This is a genomic window from Maritalea myrionectae (genome assembly GCF_003433515.1).
Classification (GTDB): domain Bacteria; phylum Pseudomonadota; class Alphaproteobacteria; order Rhizobiales; family Devosiaceae; genus Maritalea; species Maritalea myrionectae.
Window position 1 is genome coordinate 2,463,509 of sequence record NZ_CP021330.1, and the last position, 20,908, is coordinate 2,484,416.

A 20,908-nucleotide genomic window follows, 5' to 3' on the forward strand; every position below is an offset into this window, starting at 1 on the left:
ATTTATGCGATTTCTAATGTCATATGGCGTTGCATTCCTGCTGTTGGTGGGTATCGGCGGTTGGATGGCCTCTGGTTACCTGGTGCAAGGCGGGCAAGGCCCCGGCAATGGCGAAACACAAGCGCTCGATGCGGTCGACTTGCCCGGCGCAGACAAAGCCAAAGACTTAATGACAGAGTTTGGCTTGATCAAAAGCGACGAAGAACAAGCTGCTGAAGATGAAGTAGCCCAAGCCGAAGCTGAAGCCGAAACAGCCGCTGCCGAAGAATTGCAGGCGGTGCGCACGCGCACATTCACAATTCAGCCTTTGCCGCTGGAAGTGACCCTTCGCGGCAACACAGCAGCAAAAGCCACCCTCTCCATTCGGGCCGAGACCACCGGCATTTTGGAGAGCCGCCATGTTGATAAAGGCGATGTTGTGAAGGCAGGCGATCTGCTGTGCTCAATCGATGCGGGCACGAGACAAGCACGCCTGGCGCAAGCTGAGGCAAGCTACGAACAAGCGAAAGCCGATTTCGAGACCAACAAAAAGCTGCGGGAAAAGGAATTTGCCCCGACAAACTCAGCCGCGGCTTATGAGTCCAGCTTGAAAGCAGCTAAGGCGCAGTTGGATGAAGCCAAGGCAGAATTGGCCCGCACTGAGATTTACGCGGAAGCCGGTGGCATTGTGCAAGAGCCAATGGCACAGCCGGGTGACATGTTGTCCGCTGGTGGCCCTTGCGTGACGCTGGTGCAGATGGACCCGTTGATCTTTGTTGGTGATGTCGCAGAAAGCAATATTGATGCGGTACGCATTGGCTTGCCTGTGACCGTTAAAACCATCACTGGACGGGTAATTGAAGGCAAAGTGGCCTATATAAGCCCCACAGCCAACACAGCCACACGCGCTTTCCCAGTGGAAGTTGAATTGCCGAACCCCAATCATTCGGTTCGCGCAGGACTTACCGCTGAAGCAAGTGCTGTTTTGGGCACTGTGCCGGCGCATTTGATCCCACAATCTGTGCTGACATTGGACAATGACGGCACCTTGGGTGTGCGCGCGGTGAAGGACGGCGAAGTTAGCTTTCATCCGATTGAGATTGTCCAAGATAGCCAACAAGGCATTTGGGTGACCGGATTGCCTGAAAGCATCAACATCATCACCGTTGGGCAGGAATATGTTGTCGCTGGCCAACAAGTGCTGGCCGACAATGAAACTGAGGAGACAACATCATGATTGGTGCCCTCGAGAACATTCTTCGGCGTCCCAAAACCGTCATTGTTGTGATGCTGGTGATGCTGATGGCAGGTATCTCCGCCTATATTAATCTGCCAAAGGAAAGCCAGCCCGACGTGGATGTGCCTTACCTTTATGTATCTGTGTCGCAGACGGGTGTGTCTCCCTCGGATGCGGAACGGCTATTGGCACGTCCGTTGGAAAACGAGTTGCGCAACCTTGATGGGTTGAAATCAATTTCATCGACCTCAAGCACCGGCCACGCGTCAGTGTTTTTGGAGTTTGACATTAATTTTGACAAAGATCAGGCGCTGGTCGATACCCGCGAAAAAGTCGACACTGCCAAGTCGAAGCTGCCTGACGATGCCAACGAACCGACCATCCATGAGATTTCTGCAAATGGCTTTGCCACCATTACAGTTGCGCTTTCAGGCGATGTGCCTGAGCGCACCTTGTTGCGCGTGGCGCAGGACTTGCAAGAGGATCTGGAAGGCATTTCCACGGTACGTGACGTCAATATGGCGGGTGACCGCGAAGAAGTGTTGGACGTTGTTGTCGATTTGTTGAAGCTGGAAAGCTACAATTTGACGACCAATCAGCTCTTTGACGCACTGGCCCGGAACAACCTTGTTGTGCCTGCTGGTACATTGGACACCGGCCAAGGCAAGTTCGCCTTGGAAGTGCCTGGACTGATTGAGAATGCGACGGACGTTTTTACCCTCCCCTTGAAAACTGACGGCAGCACCATCGTCACTTTTGGCGATGTGGCGTCTATTCAGCGTACATTTAAAGATGCGACAGACTTCACCCGCGTGAACGGTGAACCTGCGATTATTCTTGAGGTGAACAAGCGTCTCGGTTCGAACATTATCGACACATCTGATAATGTGCATAAGGTTGTGGAAGCCGCCAAAGCCGAATGGCCGACGACGATCCACGCATCGTTTATGCTGGACCAAGCCAAGTTCTCGAAAGATATGCTGGATTCGCTGCAATCTGCTGTGTTGACGGCGATTGCTTTGGTGATGATTGTGACCATCGCCATGTTGGGCATCCGCCCGGCGATCATGGTGGGTGTTGCCATTCCAACCAGCTTTATGATGGCGTTCTTCTTCCTGCAATTGCTGGGTTACACCGTCAACATGATGATCATGTTCGGCCTTGTGCTGACCGTGGGCATGTTGGTGGATGGAGCCATTGTGATCGTGGAATATGCCGACCGAAAAATCTCGGAAGGCATGGAGCGACGCGAAGCCTTTATTCGCGCAGCGAAGCTGATGTTCTGGCCCGTTGTGTCCTCCACGGCGACCACATTGGCAGCCTTTACGCCCATGTTGTTGTGGCCGGGGATCATCGGTAAATTTATGAGCTATTTGCCGATCATGGTGATCATTACCCTGATCTCCTCCTTGATCACGGCGATGATTTTCTTGCCGGTCATTGGCGGTTTGGTCGCGCGTAAACGCGTGAGCGAAAAAGAAATCGCTGCGGCAAAATCATTGTCAGTGCACAACCATTTCGACCCGAAAAAAGTGCCGGGCCTGACGGGGCTTTACATTCGTTTTATGAATATGATTATCCGTCGCCCCTTGTTCGTTCTTATTGTGGGACTGGGCGTTATTGGCGGCGTGTTCTACACATTTGCCAACAACCCAACGGGCGTTGAAGCGTTTCCCAAGATCGAGCCGGAATATGCCACAGTGGCGGTTACGGGCCGGGGCAACTATTCGCCAGTCGAAATCCGCGATCTGCTGATTGAGGTTGAGCAGCAAGTGCTCAAAGTTGAAGGCATTGAAGATACTGTACTCAACTTTGGCTCAACTGGCGCGGTGACTTCAACACCACCAGACACCATCGGCAATTTGCAGCTGGAGTTTGAACCCTTCCGCGATCGTCGTTATGCGACCGAAATCTTTGCGGACATCCGTGCCAATGTAGCGGATATATCCGGGATTGGCGTCGAACTGTTGGAGGCCGAAGAAGGTCCCCCAACGGGTAAAGACGTGAATATGCGTGTTGTGGCCCAAAGCTATGATGAATTGGCACCTGTTGTGGCCAAGATCCGCAATTATATCGAAAACGATATGGGCGATATGATCGAGGTTGAAGACGGACGTCCCCTGCCCGGCATTGACTGGGAAATCAAGGTTGACCGCGAAAAGGCTGCCCTGTTTGGACTTGGTGTGCGTGAATTGTCACCTTATGTGCAATTGGTCACGTCAGGCGTCGCCATTGGCAGCTATCGTCCTGATGATGCCAATGACGAGTTGGACATTCAGGTTCGTTTGCCGAAAGAACAGCGCACATTCGACGCGCTAGATAGTTTGCGGATCATCACCAACCAAGGTTTGGTGCCGGTCTCCAACTTTATCGAGCGTAAAGCGGTGCCAAAAGTGGCGAACATTGAACGCCGCAATGAGAAGTACACCATGAGTGTGCGGGGCAATGTGGCAGAAGCTGAAAATGAAGATGGCTCACCTGTGACCGCCGCGCAAAAAGTGGATCAACTGAAAGAGTGGATTGACGGGCAAAGCTGGCCATCAACCGTGGACTTCGAGTTTGCGGGTGCTGATGAGCAAACCCAGGAAACCAACGCCTTTATGCAACAGGCTGGTTTGGGTGCCATGTTCTTGATGTTCTTGATCTTGTTGACCCAGTTTAACAGCTTCTATCAGGTGTTTATCACCCTTTCGACGGTGGTTATGTCTGTTGCAGGCGTATTGCTGGGCATGATGATCACGGGTCAAGCATTTTCTGCCATCATGACTGGTGTGGGTATCGTGTCGCTGGCCGGTATTGTGGTGAACAACTCTATTGTGTTGATCGACACCTATAACCGTTTCCGCAAGGAAGATGGCGTTGACCCGATCACCGCGTCTTTGATGACCGCATCGCAGCGATTGCGCCCTGTCTTGTTGACCACCATTACGACCGTCTTCGGCCTGATCCCGATGGCGATGGGTGTTTCAATTGACTTTTTCGCCCGCGAAATCGTTATTGGTGACCCATCCGGTGCGTGGTGGATTCAATTGGCCACAGCCGTGATTGCCGGGTTGAGCTTCTCAACGCTGCTGACCTTGATCATGGTGCCGGTGATGTTGTCTGCCCCAGCTGTTTGGAAAGACTTCTTCGTTTGGGTCTGGACATCAACAGTGGGCCGCAAAGCCGCTGCTGCCAAGGCTGAGGAGAACGTCGAGGCTAAACAGGCTGAAGATGGTGAAGTCGAAGCAGACCAGGTTGCAGCGCAGCAAGACGCGGCGACCCAGGATCAGCCTGCCGACGCGACCATCCCCGGCGATACGGATAGTGCCAAGCAATATATCCGCAGGCCGGTAGAAGGCACCTTGCTGGCTGAAGAAAAGAATGGCGTGACCATCGTGTCGCGCCCGACCCCGGAAGCGGCTGAATAGGTTCAGCCTTTTTATCAAGACCTACAAAGAAAAACGGCCCCTTGCGGGGCCGTTTTTTTGTGTCGTGCGAGATGAGGCTATTGCGATGGTTCTTTATCTTTATCGATCGAGATAAAGCCTTCGCTGCCAGCCGTCTCACGCGCCTTGCGCAACCGTTCGCCCGCCTCGTCAACTTCACGCTGGCGGTTCCACATTTGAGCATAGAGCCCATCTTGCGCCAGCAAGCCTTCATGATTGCCCCGCTCGGCGATCTTGCCATCGCGCAGCACAATGATTTCATCGGCATTGACCACGGTGGACAGACGGTGGGCGATGACCAATGTTGTGCGGTCTTGCGCCACAGCATCCAAGGCAGATTGAATCTCCTGCTCGGTTTGGGTGTCGAGCGCCGAGGTGGCCTCGTCCAAGATCAGGATTGGCGGGCTTTTCAGGATGGTTCTTGCAATCGCCACGCGCTGCTTTTCACCACCGGAGAGCTTGAGACCGCGTTCACCCACTTGCGTATTGAAGCCGTCGGGCAGGCTTTCGATAAAGTCAGAAATTTGCGCCAAGCGTGCTGCCTCGCGCACTTCCTCATCCGATGCGTCGGGGCGACCATAACGAATGTTATATTCGATGGTGTCATTAAACAGTACCGTATCCTGCGGCACCATGCCCACAGCCGTCCGCAATGACTTTTGTGTCACGTCACGCACATCCTGCCCGTCGATTTCGACGCTGCCTTCAATCACGTCATAGAAACGATAGATCAGCCGTGAAATGGTGGACTTGCCTGCGCCGGACGGCCCCACGACCGCGATCGTTTTGCCCGCGGGCACCTCGAAATCAATGCCTTTCAGGATTTCGCGATTGGAATCATAGTGAAATTTCACATTGTTGAATTTCAGGACCGGGCCGGTCACCTTGATCGGCTTGGCGTTCGGCTTGTCCTCAATTTCCGCGTCTTGATCCAAAAGCTGGAACATCTGCTCGATATCGGTCAGGCCCTGGCGAATTTCGCGATAAACGAACCCGATAAAGTTCAACGGACGATAGATTTGCATCATGTACATGTTGATCAGCACAAAGTCGCCAACGCTCATATCGCCGGACATGACGCCGTTCACTGACATCATGGAGATGACGATCATCCCCACCCAGAAAATGACGCCTTGGCCAAAGTTCAAAAAGCCGAGCGAGGTCCACATGCGGGTGGCGGCGCGCTCATATTTGCCCATGGCCCCATCAAAGCGGCGGGCTTCCATCTCTTCGTTGCCGAAATATTTGACCGTTTCGAAATTGAGCAGGCTATCAACCGCTTTGGAGTTTGCGTCCGTGTCGCTCTCGTTCATGGCCCGGCGAATGCCGATCCGCCAGTTTGACGCCTTGATGGTGAAATAGAGGTAGCCCCAAATCGTCACCACCAATACCGCAAGAAAGGTCAACCCAAACGCAAAGGTGAAGATGGTGGAGATGATCAAAAACTGCACCAGCGTTGGTGCCGTGTTCAGCATTGTGAAGCGCACAATGGTCTCGATCCCCTTGGTCCCCCGTTCAATGACGCGGGAAAGGCCGCCAGTGCGCCGCTGCAGGTGATAGCGGAGGCTTAATGCATGGAGGTGCTGGAACGTACGGTGCGCCAACTGGCGCACAGCGTGTTGCCCTACGGAGGCAAACAGCACGTCGCGCAATTGCATAAAGCCACTTTCGAGGATGGACCCGACACCGTAGCCGATCACCAGCAATATGGGCAGGGATATGCCCAGCCACATGGCCGTTTCCATGCCATCTGGTTGCCCGAGAATATCAACGATCCCTTTATAGGCGAGCGGGACGAGTGCCTCTGCGCCCTTTGCAGCCAATAGAGCCAGGATGGCCCATACGACGCGCAATTTAAGCTCAGGGCGGTCGCTTGGCCACATATAGGGCCAAAGGTTTTTCACTGTCGAAAGTACGTCACCTTCTTCGGCGCTGACAGTCTGCTTTTTATTTTTATCGGCTTGATTGTCTGCCATTAGCTATTTGTACTCGCTTTTAGTTTTTCTGTGCTGGCCGCATCGTCGACCAAAATCTGTTCTATATTTGCGATAAGCCGCTCTAGGGGCGCAGCGCAAATGGAATAGCAGTTCTTTGTGCCCTGCCCTTTGCGCTCTATTATCCCGGCTTCCAAAAGCACTTTTAAATGCTGAGAGATTGTTGACTGGGCCAAATCTATACAGGTGGTCAAATCCCCACAGCAGGGTGTTTTTTGCTGGGTCAAATAACGCAATATCGCCACACGTGCCGGATGCCCGACAGCGCGGGTGAGTTTGGCCAATTCTTCATCTTGAGGATCAGATAGCATACGCTAACTCCATAATGCGGAAGACAATTGAAAGCTGAGCAGGCGCAAATGGCCCCGTATCTTGGTGGTATTTCATCCCAAGTGAGGGCGGAACTGATGCCCTGCCGTCAAAATGAAAAACCCTTCATCGTATTTTTACGATAAAGGGTTTAACACCAAACTGCAAGGGGCAATTTTATTCGCTACGTTCCACATCGTCAGGTAGATCAAATACCTGCCCGGGGAAAATCAAGTTCGGGTTGCTGATCTCATTGGCATTGGCTTCATAAATCGTGGTGTAACGAATGCCTCGACCGTAGACCCGGCGGGCAATGGTCCACAAATTATCGCCCTTGCGGATGATGGCTTTGCCAGACACGAAACGACCTTCGACATCATCCACGGCAACCGCGGTGATGGTGGGAATTTCAGCTTCTGCTGATGTCGTTTCTTCATCCATCTCAGCATCGTCCGCTGCAGCCATCTCTTGCTCAGCTGAAGCGGTGCTGGCATCTGCACTTGCGGACGTTTCGGGCGCTTCTGCCATATCGGTAGCATCTTCCGCCGGTGCTTCGTCGGCCATATCCGGTTCAGATACCGGAGCCGCCTCTTCACTCTCAGCCACATCCATCTCTGCATCCGATTCAGCAGGTTCTTCAATTGGCATCGCCTTGTCTTCAGAGGTTGTTTCGTCACCTTCGGTGGCATCCATGGCCGCCTCTTGTGTCGACGTCGCGTCGGCTGGCGTGTCTATCACAGTTTCAGCCGTGGTGGGTTCGTCACCAGCTTCCATCTCGACTTCCGTTTCAGCAGATGCCGACGGCGTTTCCGCCACAGAAGGCGCTTCCGTTTCCTCTGTCATATCCGCGTCAGTAGACGTCTCGGTCGCGTCCGCGACTGCCATATCGTCGGTGGCTGCAGGCGCTGTTTCCTCAGCTACGTCTGCTTCCGCGTCAGATTCTGCAGTCGCCATCGGAGCAGTTTCTTCCTCCGATTCAGCAGTTGTCACCTCGTCGCTCGAGGCGACAGATGCATCATTGGTCGCCACGCCCATGGTGCTTTCATCTGAAGCACTCTCATCGGTTGTGGTTTCCTCCACAGCAGTTTCTGCATCAGCCTCAGGCTCCGCTTCAGCTGTTTCGACACGTTCAACAACGAAGTTGACCTCCGCCCGCGCAATCACGCTGGCTGTGTTGGGGTCAATTAGGTCCGCTCGTACGCGTTGGCTTGGTTCCGTCAGAACATCGTCGGTTTCCACCAGCCAGCGACCATCCTGCACTTCGGCATCGGCCACATATTCATTTTCAACATAAAGCCGGACAATGCCACCTTCCGGGCCACCACCCGCGATGAAGTTCTGTTGCCCGTCAATTTCAATTGCATCAATTGTCGGCTGTACGAACGCTTCAACGGCCTCAAGCACGTCTGCTGCGCTATCCGGCGCGGCGGCGGTGGTGCTATCGCGATCATCTGTTTCCAGCGCCGCAACCTCCATGTCGTCGCTGGTCGCCTCTTCGCTTGGTGCAGCGTCGTCTGTTGCGGCGTCAGGCTCAGGTGTATCGGCTGGCGCGTTTGCTGCTTCCGTTTCTTCGGCTTCCGCCACCTGAACATCGTCGGCTTCACTCGCATTTTCCGAGTCATTTGAATCGGTTGGAGCAGGCTCTTCGCTTGTTGAGTCAGCAACTTCAACTTCTGATTCAACTTCCGTTTCTTCTGTGAAGGTTGCCTCTTCGGTGGCTTGAGCGTCGGCATTCACCTCCGCTTCGGCAACCTGCTCAACCTCTGCGGCTTCGGCGGCTGGCTCGGCTTCAGTTGGCTGCTCTGCGTCCGCATTGTTCATTTCTGCGCTATCGTCGCTTGGCGCTTCCGCCTCTGCTACCTCAATCTCCTCAGCACCTTCTGTTTCAGAAGTCGCTGCTTCCTCTGTCATATCGGTGGACGATTCTGTGGCCGCAGGCGTATCGCTTGTCGTCTCGGCAGGCGCTTCGGTTTGGGCATCAGCTGTTTCGATCGGCGCTTCGGTCGCGTCGTCCGGCTGTTCATCAAGCCCTTGAATAATCTCGCTGGCTTCGCCAGGTACGGCGGCGATCACGATGGGTTCTTTATCCCGCGCCTCATCAATCAACACAATTTCCGACTTCGCGGATTTGATGATGCCGCCCGCTGGGGTTGCTGCTTGCACGGTGATTTCAACACCGCCAGAAGCCAATGGCTGTTCAGGGACAAACACCCACTCACCTGTGCGTTCCGGCTCGGTTTTGCCCAAAATCTCGCCATCTGCCAAAACAGAGACTTCATGCTCAGGATCGGCGGTGCCAACAATGACAACCATACCGTCTGGCGCCGCGCGGGCGATGGTGAAGTCTGGCACGACAGGCTCTGTGGCCTTGGCCATATCAGTATCAGCGTCTGACGCGGGACCTGCTGCCAAACGCTCATCCTTTGTCTCAACGGCGTCATTGGCTTCAGTGGCCACATTTGCGGACTGATCCGGTGAAGACCGCCCCATAACCTGCGATGCGACGCAGCTTAGAAATGGTCCGTCTTTTTCCGAACATGAGTTGATGGCCGGCGCCACAACGACGCCACCAACAATCAATGTGGTGGCCGCTGCAAAGCCCAAAGCAACGTAAAGATTAGATTTTGATGCCGTATCCGCCAGTTTCGCCTCCCCTTAGTCTTAAAACTACCCTGCATTTCGGGCAAATTACTCCATTAAGACTCGGTTTTCATAAGTTTATAAGTCACTGATTCATACAGCGCCTCGAACGATGCATCAATGATATTTGGAGAAACACCTACGGTAAACCAGCGTTCGCCAGTATTATCTCTCGATTCAACCAATACACGGGTGACCGCGCCCGTGCCGCCGTTTAAGATACGCACCTTAAAATCAACCAATTCGAGGTCATCAATGCGGTCCGAATATTTGCCCAAATCTTTGCGCATGGCCAAATCGAGCGCATTGACCGGGCCGTTACCTTCGGCCACAGACATGAGCATTTCACCATTCACTTCGATCTTCACAATCGCTTCGGACATGGTGATCAAATCGCCATTGGCGTTGTAGCGTCGCTCAACTGAGGTGCGGAAGCTTTCCACCCGGAAAAACTCAGGCAGTTGGCCAAACGTGCGACGGGCGAGCAAAGCAAATGACGCGTCAGCGCCATCATATGAATAGCCGCGTGCCTCACGTTCTTTCACCTTGCGCAACAGCTGATCAAGGCGTGGGTCATCTTTTTCCACCTTCAGGCCCACGCGCTCTAAAACGGTCAGTAGATTAGACTTTCCGGCTTGTTGCGACACCATCACATTGCGCTCATTGCCCACCAAGGCGGGGTCAATATGCTCATATGAAGATGGGTCTTTGAGGATTGCTGATGCGTGAATGCCTGCCTTGGTGGCAAAGGCAGTCGCGCCCACATAAGGCGCTTGCCGCGCCGGGGCACGGTTGAGCAATTCATCAAACTGCCGCGACAAGGAGGTGAGCCCTTCGAGTTCCTTCTGCCCCACGCCGATTTCCAGCTCATCACAAAATGGCTTTTTCAGCGCGAAGGTTGGGATCAAGGAGATCATATTGGCGTTGCCGCATCGTTCGCCAATGCCATTCAACGTGCCTTGCACATGGCGCACCCCGGCCCGCACAGCTGCCAATGTGTTGGCCACGGCTTGCTCCGTGTCGTTATGCACGTGGATGCCAAGATGGCTGCCGGGCACAGATTGCTGCACGTGGGTGACGATGGCATCAATCTCATCGGGCATGGTGCCGCCATTTGTGTCGCACAGAACAACCCAACGGGCGCCTGCGTCATAGGCCGCTTTGGCGCAGGAGATGGCATAGTCTGGATTGGACTTATAGCCATCGAAGAAATGCTCGCAGTCGACGATGCATTCTTTTTGCGCGCTAAGCGTTGCTTCAACGCTGGACTGGATTGCTTCGATATTTTCAGCCTGCGAAATGCCCATGGCCATTTCGATCTGCTTGTCCCACGCCTTGGCCACAAAACAGATGGCTTTGGCCGCCGAGTTGAGCAAGCCCTGCACGCCAGGATCGTTTTCCACCGAGCGGCCCGCACGTTTGGTCATGCCGAAGGCGGTGAACGTAGCGTTTTTGGTGCGGTCTTTTTCGAAAAATTCGGTGTCGACCACATTGGCACCCGGATAACCGCCTTCAATATAATCAACGCCTAAATTATCGAGCAATTTGGTGATGGTAATTTTGTCTTCAACTGAAAACTCTACGCCCGCTGTTTGGGCACCATCGCGCAATGTTGTGTCGAATAAATATAGACGTTCTTTGGTCATGTTCAGTCCTGACTATCGGGCCATTCGGCTGTGTCGTGATCGGGGTGCTGGAAGTTTTTCATGGCAGAAAGCTGAGCTTGAAACTCAGGGTCTTCCGGGCGGATAGGCAATTTATGCAGATCATCAAAACTTTTGATGCGTGCTGCATAATCGAGCTGTTTTGTGGGGGCGACTTTATTTGGATCGTCAAAGCTGCCGATGGCCAATGAAATGCCATCGCGGTCCCATTCATAGGTAAGCGGGGTGCCGCAATCCTTGCAAAAGCCGCGTTTGGCCACAGTGGAGCTTTGGAAATAGCTCGGCTGTCCCCGCGTCCAGGTCACCTTGTCGTTGCTGAAGGTGGCGAATGCGCCAAAATAGCTGCCAGATTGCTTTTGGCACATGCGGCAATGGCAGATGGACCCGCCAAAATCATCGCCAAGCGCTTTGTAACGCACTGCGCCGCACTGGCAGCCACCGGTGTGAATTGTTTCGGACATTTATGCGACCTCCCAATTGGTGATGCGGTTGCCCGCCTCGTCTTTACCGTCTTTCAGTTTGATGCCCATGGCGGTCAGTTCATCGCGGATCGCGTCTGCCTCGCCCCATTCTTTGGCATTCAGATGATCCAAACGCGCTTGAATTTTGGCTTCGATCTGATCGGCCTGCTCATGCTCTGGCCCCGCATTTTGGGCCGCTTGATAGGCCGACATGTCGTCAAAAGTGACCAAGCCCAATAGTTGCATCGAGCCAAACAAGCGCCGCGCATTATGCTCGCGGTCACCGCCCGCGTGGCGATGCAGCTCGGCCAGCACACCGGACATGTTCATATCGTTGGCCAAATGCGCCAACAGCTTTGAGCATGGGCCTAATGCTTCATATTCGGCGCGGTTTTCCTCCACAAAATCCAACCCCAGCTTCAACATGGTCGCCTTCCAGCGATTAAGGTTTTTCTCCGCCTCTTCAAGCCGTTTCAGGGTGAAATCGATCGGCTCGCGGTAATTTGTCATGATCAAACCAAGGCGCAACACGTCGCCCGGCCATTTGCGGTTGCCGAAATTTTCGGTCTCCAACAGGTCAGCAATAGTGTAAAAATTGCCCAAGCTCTTGGACATTTTTTCACCTTCGATCTGCAAAAAGCCATTGTGCAGCCAATAGTTGGCCATGCGATCTGTGCCGTGCGAACAGCGGGATTGGGCAATCTCATTTTCATGGTGCGGGAATACCAGATCAATGCCGCCGGCATGGATGTCAAAAATCTGACCAAAATAGCGCTCGGTCATGGCAGAGCATTCCAGATGCCAGCCCGGGCGGCCTTTGCCCCAAGGGCTATCCCATCCCGGCTGGTTTTCATCTGAGAGTTTCCAGAGCACGAAATCGCCAGGGCTTTTCTTATGTTCTTCCACTTCGATGCGGGCGCCTGCCTGCTGCTCATCAAGATTACGGTTGGAGAATTTGCCATAGTCGGCCATGGAGGTGACATCGAACAGCACTTCGCCGCCCGCTTGATAGGCATGGCCCTTATCGATCAACGTTTCGATCATGGTGATCATTTGCGCAATATTGTCGGTGGCACGAGGCTGCAAATCCGGGTCCAGATTGCCTAGCGCGTGCATATCGGACTGATATTGCGCGGCGGTGCGCTCGGTGACCTCGCGAATGGCTTGGTTCAGCTCCATGCCCGGATGTTCTTTTGCGGCGCGAGCGTTGATCTTGTCGTCCACGTCCGTGATGTTGCGGGCATAGGTGACATGTTCAGCGCCATAGACATGGCGCAGCAGCCGATAAAGCAAATCGAAGGCCACGGCGGAGCGGCCATTGCCGATATGGGCATAATCATAAACGGTGGGGCCACACACATACATGCGCACATTGTTAGGATCGATCGGATCGAAGCGCTCTTTTTGGCGTGTCAGTGTGTTGTACAGTTGAATTTCAGTCATGTCCCTCAGCCCAATATTGATTTTGCGGCCAGCCATAATCGGCCGTCAGCGGCGAGGATTTTGCAATGTCTTGGAATTAGGAAATACAAAACCGCGCCGCTAAAATTTAGCGGATAATAATGCAGCCAATAATACAGATTTGGTTACGGTTTTGCTTCATGGGCGCACTTTGAGCGAAAAGTGCCAAGAAAATCAAGCCGAAATGGATTTTTTTAGCGCAAAACCAAAAAAGGGGAGCCAGACGGCTCCCCTTAAATTCTTATCATTCAGATGATTTTAGCTTTTTTTCTCACGATATGTGTCGTGGCACTCTTTGCATGTGCCGCCCAAATCACGTGGACTTGCACCTGCATTCGACGCGGCTTCCAGCTTGTCGAACAAAGCGACAAACTGATCCCATTCTTCCCAAATCAAAGGTGTCGCTTCTGAATCAGCGCTTGTTGAGCCTTCAGGGAACAGCATTTTCAGCTTTGCAGCCAATGGCGCAATATCGCCAGGCTTGCCCGCTTTGAGTGCAGCGCCCATGTCTTTCATGGTTTGCTGACGCTCAGCAATTACGTCTTCTTGGGCGCTGATACCAGATACAGCCCCCATGGCGAGTGCGATTGAAGTGGCAGCCACCGCGATCATCTTGAATTTCATTGTCTTCTCCCTATCACTTGCAAGTATGCGATTGCACAAAACTTATCGAAGTATGCCATTACAAAGTTACATTTGCATCAATGAAAACGCGCATCACAGTGCGATGCGCGCTCACATTTACGTGATAGAAGGCGACAAAAATCGGGCTTTTATGAGACTTCAGCCAATTCCTTTTGGTGCAGCCAGTCTGCATGCTTTGGTGCTTTTTTGGTGCGGGACCATTCTTCAAGCATATCCCATTTCACCTCATCAAGCCGCTTCAACAGCTTCTCTTCTTCGGGATCAGGACAGGCCAATTCAACGCGGTGACCGTTGGGATCAAAGAAATAGATGGAGTGGAAAATTGAGTGATCTGTGACGCCCAATACGTCCACACCATTCTTTTCCAAGTGCTCTTTAAACTCGATCAATTCATCACGGTCTTTCACTTTGAAAGCGATATGCTGCACCCAAACCGGGGTGTTTTCATCACGGCCCATTTCCGGTTTTGTGGGCAATTCAAAAAAGGCCAACACGTTGCCGTTCCCTGCATCCAGGAACAAATGCATATAGGGATCAGGCTCATGGGTTGAGGGCACATGATCCTCAGCGATCGCGAGCACAAAATCCATATTGAGCATTTTTGTATACCACTCGACGGTCTCTTTAGCGTCTTTACAGCGATAGGCAACGTGGTGAATTTGTTCGATCTTCATTCTTTCCTCCAATTAGTTACAACGGTAACTATATCGACATAATAGTTACGCGCGAAACTAATTGCAACCGCAAATTTGCGGCTGCCCTTTTGACTTTAGTTGAAGGACAAAATGGGTTTGCGACGAAGCCTAATCGGGCTTGTTCAAAAGCCGAACCGTTTGCTTGATTTCACCAAATGGTGCATCGCCATTGTCGGTCAAAAACTGAATCGAAACCTGATCGCCAGACTTTAAGAACGGCGTACGCTGCTCGGCATCGGCTGCTTTTTCCGCCATGCGCGCTTCCACAATGCAGGAAAAGCCGATTCCATCGCTGGAAATAGGCAAGATTTGATCATGCGTGTTGGCGACCGTACCGCCGCCCAAAATCGTCCCAGCGCTCAAGCTGCGGGTTTGCGCTGCGGTCTTGATCAGTTGATAAAAGTCGAACACCATTTCTTTTTCCGTGCGTGGCTGGCCATAGAGCAATCCATTAACGCGGCTTTGCAACTGGCCCGTGACGCGCCCCTCGCCCCATGCGGCGCCCAACTCGTCAGGCGTGACCACAACTGGCCCAAAGGCTGAAGCGGGTTTCGAATGGAAAAAACCAAACCCTTCCTGCAAATCACCCGCCACAAGCCGACGCAACGACACATCGTTACACTGGGTGATCAATCGCACCGCGTTGCGGGCATCATCATCGCTTGGATTAAGCGGTACATCGCCCAAAATCACCGCGATTTCAGCTTCATAATCCAGCGCCAAATCATCGTCAGTGACTTCAATATCCTTTTCAGCACCCAACAAATGATCTGATCCGCCCTGATACATGATCGGCTTTTCATCTTGCGGGTCCTGCAACGAACCCTTTGCGGCGCGTACACGCTGCAAATGCGGTAAATAGGCCGAGGCATCAATCCATTGGTAGGCACGCGGCAACGGGGCCAAGGTGAGATGCGGTTCAAATGCCTTACCAGCAATGTCGCCCTCGTTGAGCTTGTGATAAAGCGCATCCAGCGCAGCATAAACGTCTGACCAATTGTCCAGCGCCGTTTGCAAGTTTGGCGAAATGGCAGAGGCAGAGGTGCATCGCTTCAAATCTTTGCTGACGATCGCCAACTGTCCGTCGCGTGTGCCATTGTCCAATGTTGCCAGTTTCATAAAGCCCCCTTGCTGGTGCCGGTTTGTCTAGAGTGCATTTGGGTCTAGACCCTGAGAATCAGAATTAATATGTTTTTGCCACAATAATTTGCCAGTGACGGATAGTTTTTGCCACCAAATCGTCTTAAAGAGCAGTCAGTGTGGCCCGATAAATCAAATGAATGGTCTTATGCTTCGCTTTGCAACCCTCGTGGTCTTATGTTTTTCAGTTTTTCTGCCGCAGTCGATTGCCTTTGCGCAAGCTGATAGCTGCCGTGGTTTGCAACGCGAAATCCGTTCATTCGAACGCAATCGCAATTTCCGCAATTATCGCGACAACTATAACGCATTGCGCGAGGCGCAAAAAGAAGTGAAGGCTTGGGAAAGCGAATTTGTGCGCCGCGGGTGCCAAAAGGCGCTCAACGCCGGCAAACGTTTGGATTCCACCTGTCGCTCCATTGGCCGCAAAATTCAGAGCGAACGCAGGGACTACTCAAGTTTGGCAGCGCGCGTGCAAGAAGGGGCAGAAGTGGCCAAGGCCCGCGAACAAGCCCTACAACAATATGCGCGGTTTGGATGTGGTAACAATGACAGTGGCAACCGCACCCTAAATAACCGCCAGCCCGAGCGTAAATCGTTGTTTGAACGGATCTTCGGATCTAACGATGACAATGATATTATCGAGGAAGACTATTACGACCTCTATAATCGCGAGACCTATCGCACCGTTTGTGCGCGCAGTTGCGATGGCTTTTATTGGCCCGTGAGCTTTTCCACCCTTCCCGAATACATCCCGGACGATCAAGCCGTGTGCAAAGGCAATTTCCGGCAGGGTGATGTGAAGCTCTATTATTATTCCAATTCGGATGGGTCGCCCGAAACAATGATCGACCTTAACGGCACCCCCTATAGTCAAAGTCCGAATGCCTTCCGGTATCGTCAAGTTTATGATGAAACCTGCCAGCCGCAAGATGCTGCCAGCTATGGCAAAATTGAATTGGCTGAGGGTGGAAACTCATCAAATGCCGTGATCACCTTCGGCGACTTGAGCTTTCCCCTGCCTCGTCGCGATCCGCGCAAAAGACTGGAAATTGAGGTGGCAGCGGCCAGCTTTATTCCATTGCCGCGCCCCGACCCCAGACGTGAAAATGGCGGCAACAACGTTCAAGTTACTGCCGCCAGCTCTTATTCCGGACTTCGCCTTGTGAATTTCGGCGACAAAACCGTTAGGATAGTCGGTCCAGACACGCCGTACGTCCCAGAAGTGGCAGAAGGGTCTTAAGCTCTGGTCCATGGCTTTGACCTGTGAGCGCCAAGCGCAAAGGCATAAACAATTGCTTGCCTTTGCGGCCTGTTTCGGCCTTCAAATCATTGGTCCATTCTGACCATGTGTTCTCGTCCCACGGCTCTTGCGGCAACCGCTCGGCAGCGGTGGCGATAAAGTCTTTATCCTCATCAGCAACCACAGTTTCAACCGGGCCTGAGACCAGCTTTTGCCAGTCGCGAATATCGTGAACCTTTTGCAGGTTTTCGTGTACCGCGTTCCAAAGCTGTTCGGCATCGTCAACGCCCAGTTCAGCCAAGCGATCCTTCACATCATCATAGCTCAAGCCATGCACCATGCGCGCATTGAAGCCATCCAATTCGGCAGGATCAAAGCGTGCGGCGCTACGCGACACCATGGAGATGTCAAAGCTCTGTGCCAACTCGTCCAGGCTTTCATGCGGTGCAACCGGCTGGCTGGTGCCGGTTAGAATAGCGATCAACGCAACCGCCAGCGCTTCATAGCCCTCTTCCCGCAAATTGGTGATCGACAACGATCCCTTGCGCTTGGAGAAGCCTTCGCCTGTGGCATCGGTGAGCAAATTGTGGTGGCCAAAGGTTGGGGGCGTGGCGCCCAGGGCTTCGAACAGCTCAATCTGCGCACCCGTATTGGTAACGTGGTCTTCACCGCGGATCACGTGGGTAACACCCATATCGATATCGTCCACCACGGACGGCAACGTATAAAGATAAGAGCCATCTGCACGGATCAAGACCGGATCGGACATGGTGTCTGTGTTCACGACCTGATCGCCGCGGACCACATCATCAAAATGCACTTCTTTGCCTTCCAGCTTAAAGCGCCAGTGGGGCTTGCGGCCTTCGGCTTCGAGAGCAGCTTTTTCTTCGTCGGTCAGCTTGAGTGCGGCGCGATCATAGATCGGCGGGCGGCCCATGGCGCGGGCACGCTTGCGGCGACGGTCCAGCTCGTCCGCGGTTTCATAGCAAGGGTAAAGCCGGCCATCAGCAATCAGCTTGTCGCGGGCGGCATCATGCGCGGCTTTGCGCTCTGACTGGCGCTCCAAGCGATGGGGTTTGATGCCGAGCCAGGCGAGGTCTTTTTCGATGGCATCGGCGTATTCTTTTTTCGAGCGCTCCAGATCTGTATCGTCGAAACGCAGAATGAATTGGCCACCTGTTTTCAGCGCAAACATCCAGTTCATCAAAGCTGGGCGCGCATTACCGAGGTGTATATATCCCGTTGGGGATGGTGCAAATCGCACGACTGTAGACATAATTTTTCCTAATTTCCTTCGTCGCGAAAACCGTTTGTGATGGGGTATTTGCGGCCCAGGCCGAACGCTTTTTGCGTCAATTTCGGCCCAGGCGCGGCCTGTCGACGTTTGTACTCGGCGATATAAAGCAATTTTTGCACTTTGGCGACCACTTCCGGATCGTGCCCCTCGCCTACGATTTCATCAAAGCTCTTTTCGCCTTCCACAAAGCCTTCCAAAATCGCATCCAGCACTGGATAAGGTGGTAGGCTATCCTGATCTTTTTGATCCGGCGCCAACTCTGCGCTTGGTGCTTTTTCAATGATGGATTGCGGAATCACCCGCCCCTCAGGGCCAAGGCAGTTTTTCGGCATATTGTGGTTGCGCCAGTCGGCCAGATGATAGACCTGCATTTTATAAAGGTCTTTAATCGGGTTGAAGCCGCCATTCATGTCGCCATAAATAGTGGCATAACCCACAGCCATTTCGGACTTGTTGCCCGTGGTGATGAGCATGGAGCCAAGTTTATTGGACACGCCCATCAAATAGGTGCCGCGCATACGCGATTGTAGGTTTTCTTCCGCCAGCCCTGGCTTGAGGCCTTCAAACAGAGGGGCCAGTGCGTCGGTCGCGGCTTCCACTGCATCGCCAATGGCGACAACATCATAGCGCACACCCAATGCTTCGGCGCAGTCTTTGGCGTCTTTCAGACTGTCTTCAGACGTGTATTTGTAAGGCAGCATAATGCAGTGCACATTTTCTGCGCCGATGGCATCCACCGCGATGGCCGCCACAATGGCAGAATCGATACCGCCAGACAGGCCCAACACCACTTTTTGGAAATGGTTTTTGTGCAAATAATCGCGCAAACCCAAAACGCAGGCGCGCCATGGGGCCCCATCATTTGAGGCCAACGGTTCAACCTTGTCGGTATCGCACACCCAGCCGGTTTCGCCGCGGTGCCAATCGGTAATGATCAGTTCTTCTTCAAAGCTTTTGCCGATAAAGGCCAAAGACCGATCTGCATTCACCCCGAAGGAAGCACCATCAAAGATAAGCTCGTCTTGGCCGCCAATCTGGTTGAGATAGAGCATCGGCAGGCCGCTTTCGACCACACGCTCAACCACCACATTCATGCGCAAATCATGCTTGTTGCGCCAATAGGGTGAGCCATTGGGGCAAAGCAAAAGTTCTGCGCCGGTTTCGGCCAAACACTCCACCACTTCCCTGCGCCACACATCTTCACAGATCGGCACGCCAATGCGCACATTTTGAATGTTGAAGGGGCCGGGCAAATTGCCTGGGGTGAAATAACGCTTTTCGTAAAACACGTCATCATTGGGCAGGTCATGCTTGGCGCGCCAATCGACAATGTCGCCGCCTTCTGCCAACAAGACGGCGTTGTAAAGCTGGAAATTATCCACCCAAATCGATGGGATCAAAAGTGAAATGTCCTTATCGCGCCCATGCGCGGCCAATTCCTTGGCGGCTTCCATTGCCTTTTTGACAAATTGGGGTTTGAACAACAAATCCTCAGGGAAATAGCCCGTGGGGAAAAGTTCGGGGAACATCAATATGTTCGCGCCTGCGGCCACCGCATCGTCGATCGCGGCTTTGCCTTTTTCTACATTTTTGGAAAGTGCGCCAACTGTAGGGTTAAGTTGCGCCAATGCAATTCGCAATTTATCAGCCACGCGGCCCGTCCATCATGAAGGTTCAAAACAGCCCATGCTTTAACGCTTTGCCCCTTTAAGGGCAAGGGCTCACATATAAATAAGGCCGGGGGAAACCCGGCCTTGAACAGTGTGTTTGGTGAGGATGTTAGAACGAGTAGGACAGTTCCGCCAAAATACCGTAGCGCCAAAGCGATAGGCTCTCAACCGTAGCATCCGTTGTAACATAAGAGAGGTCGCCACGGGACCGGATGTAGGTTGCTCGCGCGCCTAAACCAGCTGAAAAGGATTCCGTGAACTTGTAATCTGCCATAATGTCTGCGCTTGCGCCCCAGCCTATGCCATCAAATCGTACGGGCACTCCAGCTCCGCTTACGCCCATCTCCCCATTCACCATTGCATAAGGAATTGCAGCAATGTCGGCTTCAATACTAAAACGATCTAAATTGGCCGCTGCATTTACACCAAGTCGAAGTGCATGAATATTAATACCGGTTGGTGCAGATACAGAGGCTTCATCGATATCATGGCCTTCATGCATGTACTGATAGCCAATCAATCCACTTAGTTTTGCACCACTGTTCTCAGCATTAGTTACTGCGGGCGCATAACCAAAGTCCGCTGTAAAATATGCAAGTTTACCTAGATTTGACGAACCAGCATCAAAAACACTGAAATAGTCACTATTCAAAGCAACGGAATAACCGCCATAAGCCTTCAAATATGAGTTTGTTGAATGATCGTCAATTCGTAAATGTGCCTCACCTATATGTGAAGCGTCGTCTAGTCCAGCGGTCGTGCCGGTAATGGGGTCACCTGGTCCAGCATCGACTCCTTCAACACGAATGCGGCCGAGCATGTAACCGTAACGCAAACCTGCCTCGAAACCGACCTGGGAATCTTCCCACCCCTGCTCCGTGTAGCCGCCGCGCAAATCTGATGGAAAATCTGCTGCCAAGGCCGATTGCCCTGCAGTTAATCCGACAAGAGCTGATAGAATATAGCAAACTGATGTGTGCCGCATGATGCACTCCGAACTCAAAACAATTGTGCATATTTATGGGCTATTAAGGTTAATGTGCGGCTA

15 protein-coding genes are annotated in these 20,908 nt (G+C 52.9%); 3 read left to right on the forward strand and 12 right to left on the reverse strand.

The genetic code is table 11. From position 1 onward, the window contains the following. Positions 1–4 precede the first annotated feature (4 nt). Both MXMO3_RS12435 and MXMO3_RS12440 read left to right on the forward strand, forming a co-directional pair. Entirely contained in the window at positions 5–1,216 is a 1,212-nt protein-coding gene (locus MXMO3_RS12435; RefSeq protein ID WP_084633807.1) for an efflux RND transporter periplasmic adaptor subunit, read from the forward strand. Then, on the forward strand, positions 1,213–4,626 hold the full coding sequence (locus MXMO3_RS12440) for an efflux RND transporter permease subunit (protein ID WP_117396088.1): 3,414 nt from the start codon (positions 1,213–1,215) through the stop codon (positions 4,624–4,626). Before MXMO3_RS12435 ends, MXMO3_RS12440 begins: the two co-directional genes overlap by 4 nt. 77 nt (positions 4,627–4,703) lie before the next feature. On the opposite strand, the gene MXMO3_RS12445 is transcribed toward MXMO3_RS12440, so the two are convergent. The 9 genes from MXMO3_RS12445 to MXMO3_RS12485 form a co-directional block, all read right to left on the reverse strand. Continuing rightward, positions 4,704–6,620 carry an ABCB family ABC transporter ATP-binding protein/permease gene (locus MXMO3_RS12445; protein ID WP_027833427.1) on the reverse strand — a complete coding sequence of 639 codons (1,917 nt, stop codon included), beginning with the start codon at positions 6,618–6,620 and terminating at the stop codon, positions 4,704–4,706. Further along, the gene (locus MXMO3_RS12450; RefSeq protein ID WP_027833428.1) at positions 6,620–6,949 is read right to left on the reverse strand and encodes an ArsR/SmtB family transcription factor; all 330 of its coding nucleotides are present in this window, start codon (positions 6,947–6,949) and stop codon (positions 6,620–6,622) included. The genes MXMO3_RS12445 and MXMO3_RS12450 overlap by 1 nt, the downstream gene beginning before the upstream one ends. A gap of 175 nt (positions 6,950–7,124) precedes the next feature. Continuing rightward, positions 7,125–9,506, reverse strand: coding sequence for a LysM peptidoglycan-binding domain-containing protein (locus tag MXMO3_RS12455; RefSeq protein ID WP_162889255.1), 2,382 nt, complete (start codon positions 9,504–9,506; stop codon positions 7,125–7,127). A 137-nt stretch (positions 9,507–9,643) separates the two neighbouring features. After that, the gene (gene cimA, locus MXMO3_RS12460) at positions 9,644–11,233 is read right to left on the reverse strand and encodes a citramalate synthase (RefSeq protein WP_117396090.1); all 1,590 of its coding nucleotides are present in this window, start codon (positions 11,231–11,233) and stop codon (positions 9,644–9,646) included. Between the two features lie 2 nt (positions 11,234–11,235). After that, on the reverse strand, positions 11,236–11,712 hold the full coding sequence (locus MXMO3_RS12465; protein WP_117396091.1) for a GFA family protein: 477 nt from the start codon (positions 11,710–11,712) through the stop codon (positions 11,236–11,238). Continuing rightward, positions 11,713–13,191, reverse strand: coding sequence for a cysteine--tRNA ligase (gene cysS, locus MXMO3_RS12470; protein WP_425462122.1), 1,479 nt, complete (start codon positions 13,189–13,191; stop codon positions 11,713–11,715). A 240-nt stretch (positions 13,192–13,431) separates the two neighbouring features. Beyond that, positions 13,432–13,797: a c-type cytochrome gene (locus MXMO3_RS12475; protein WP_027833432.1), complete on the reverse strand. Its 366-nt coding sequence runs from the start codon at positions 13,795–13,797 to the stop codon at positions 13,432–13,434. A gap of 149 nt (positions 13,798–13,946) precedes the next feature. Then, a complete protein-coding gene (locus MXMO3_RS12480) occupies positions 13,947–14,492 on the reverse strand; it encodes a VOC family protein (RefSeq protein ID WP_027833433.1) in 546 nt (181 codons plus the stop codon). Between the two features lie 129 nt (positions 14,493–14,621). Next, complete coding sequence (locus MXMO3_RS12485; protein WP_117396092.1) at positions 14,622–15,632, reverse strand: fumarylacetoacetate hydrolase family protein; 1,011 nt, start codon at positions 15,630–15,632, stop codon at positions 14,622–14,624. A 169-nt stretch (positions 15,633–15,801) separates the two neighbouring features. Between MXMO3_RS12485 and MXMO3_RS12490 the strand changes: the two genes are divergently transcribed. Further along, complete coding sequence (locus tag MXMO3_RS12490) at positions 15,802–16,893, forward strand: DUF2865 domain-containing protein (protein ID WP_162889256.1); 1,092 nt, start codon at positions 15,802–15,804, stop codon at positions 16,891–16,893. On the opposite strand, the gene gltX is transcribed toward MXMO3_RS12490, so the two are convergent. From gltX to MXMO3_RS12505, 3 genes are all read right to left on the reverse strand, one after another. After that, entirely contained in the window at positions 16,838–18,169 is a 1,332-nt protein-coding gene (gltX, locus tag MXMO3_RS12495; protein WP_117396094.1) for a glutamate--tRNA ligase, read from the reverse strand. The two genes, MXMO3_RS12490 and gltX, sit on opposite strands and share 56 nt — an antisense overlap. Positions 18,170–18,177: 8 nt before the next feature. Continuing rightward, positions 18,178–19,842, reverse strand: coding sequence for an NAD+ synthase (locus tag MXMO3_RS12500; RefSeq protein WP_117396095.1), 1,665 nt, complete (start codon positions 19,840–19,842; stop codon positions 18,178–18,180). Between the two features lie 127 nt (positions 19,843–19,969). Next, positions 19,970–20,845, reverse strand: coding sequence for a hypothetical protein (locus MXMO3_RS12505; protein WP_117396096.1), 876 nt, complete (start codon positions 20,843–20,845; stop codon positions 19,970–19,972). Positions 20,846–20,908 lie beyond the last annotated feature (63 nt).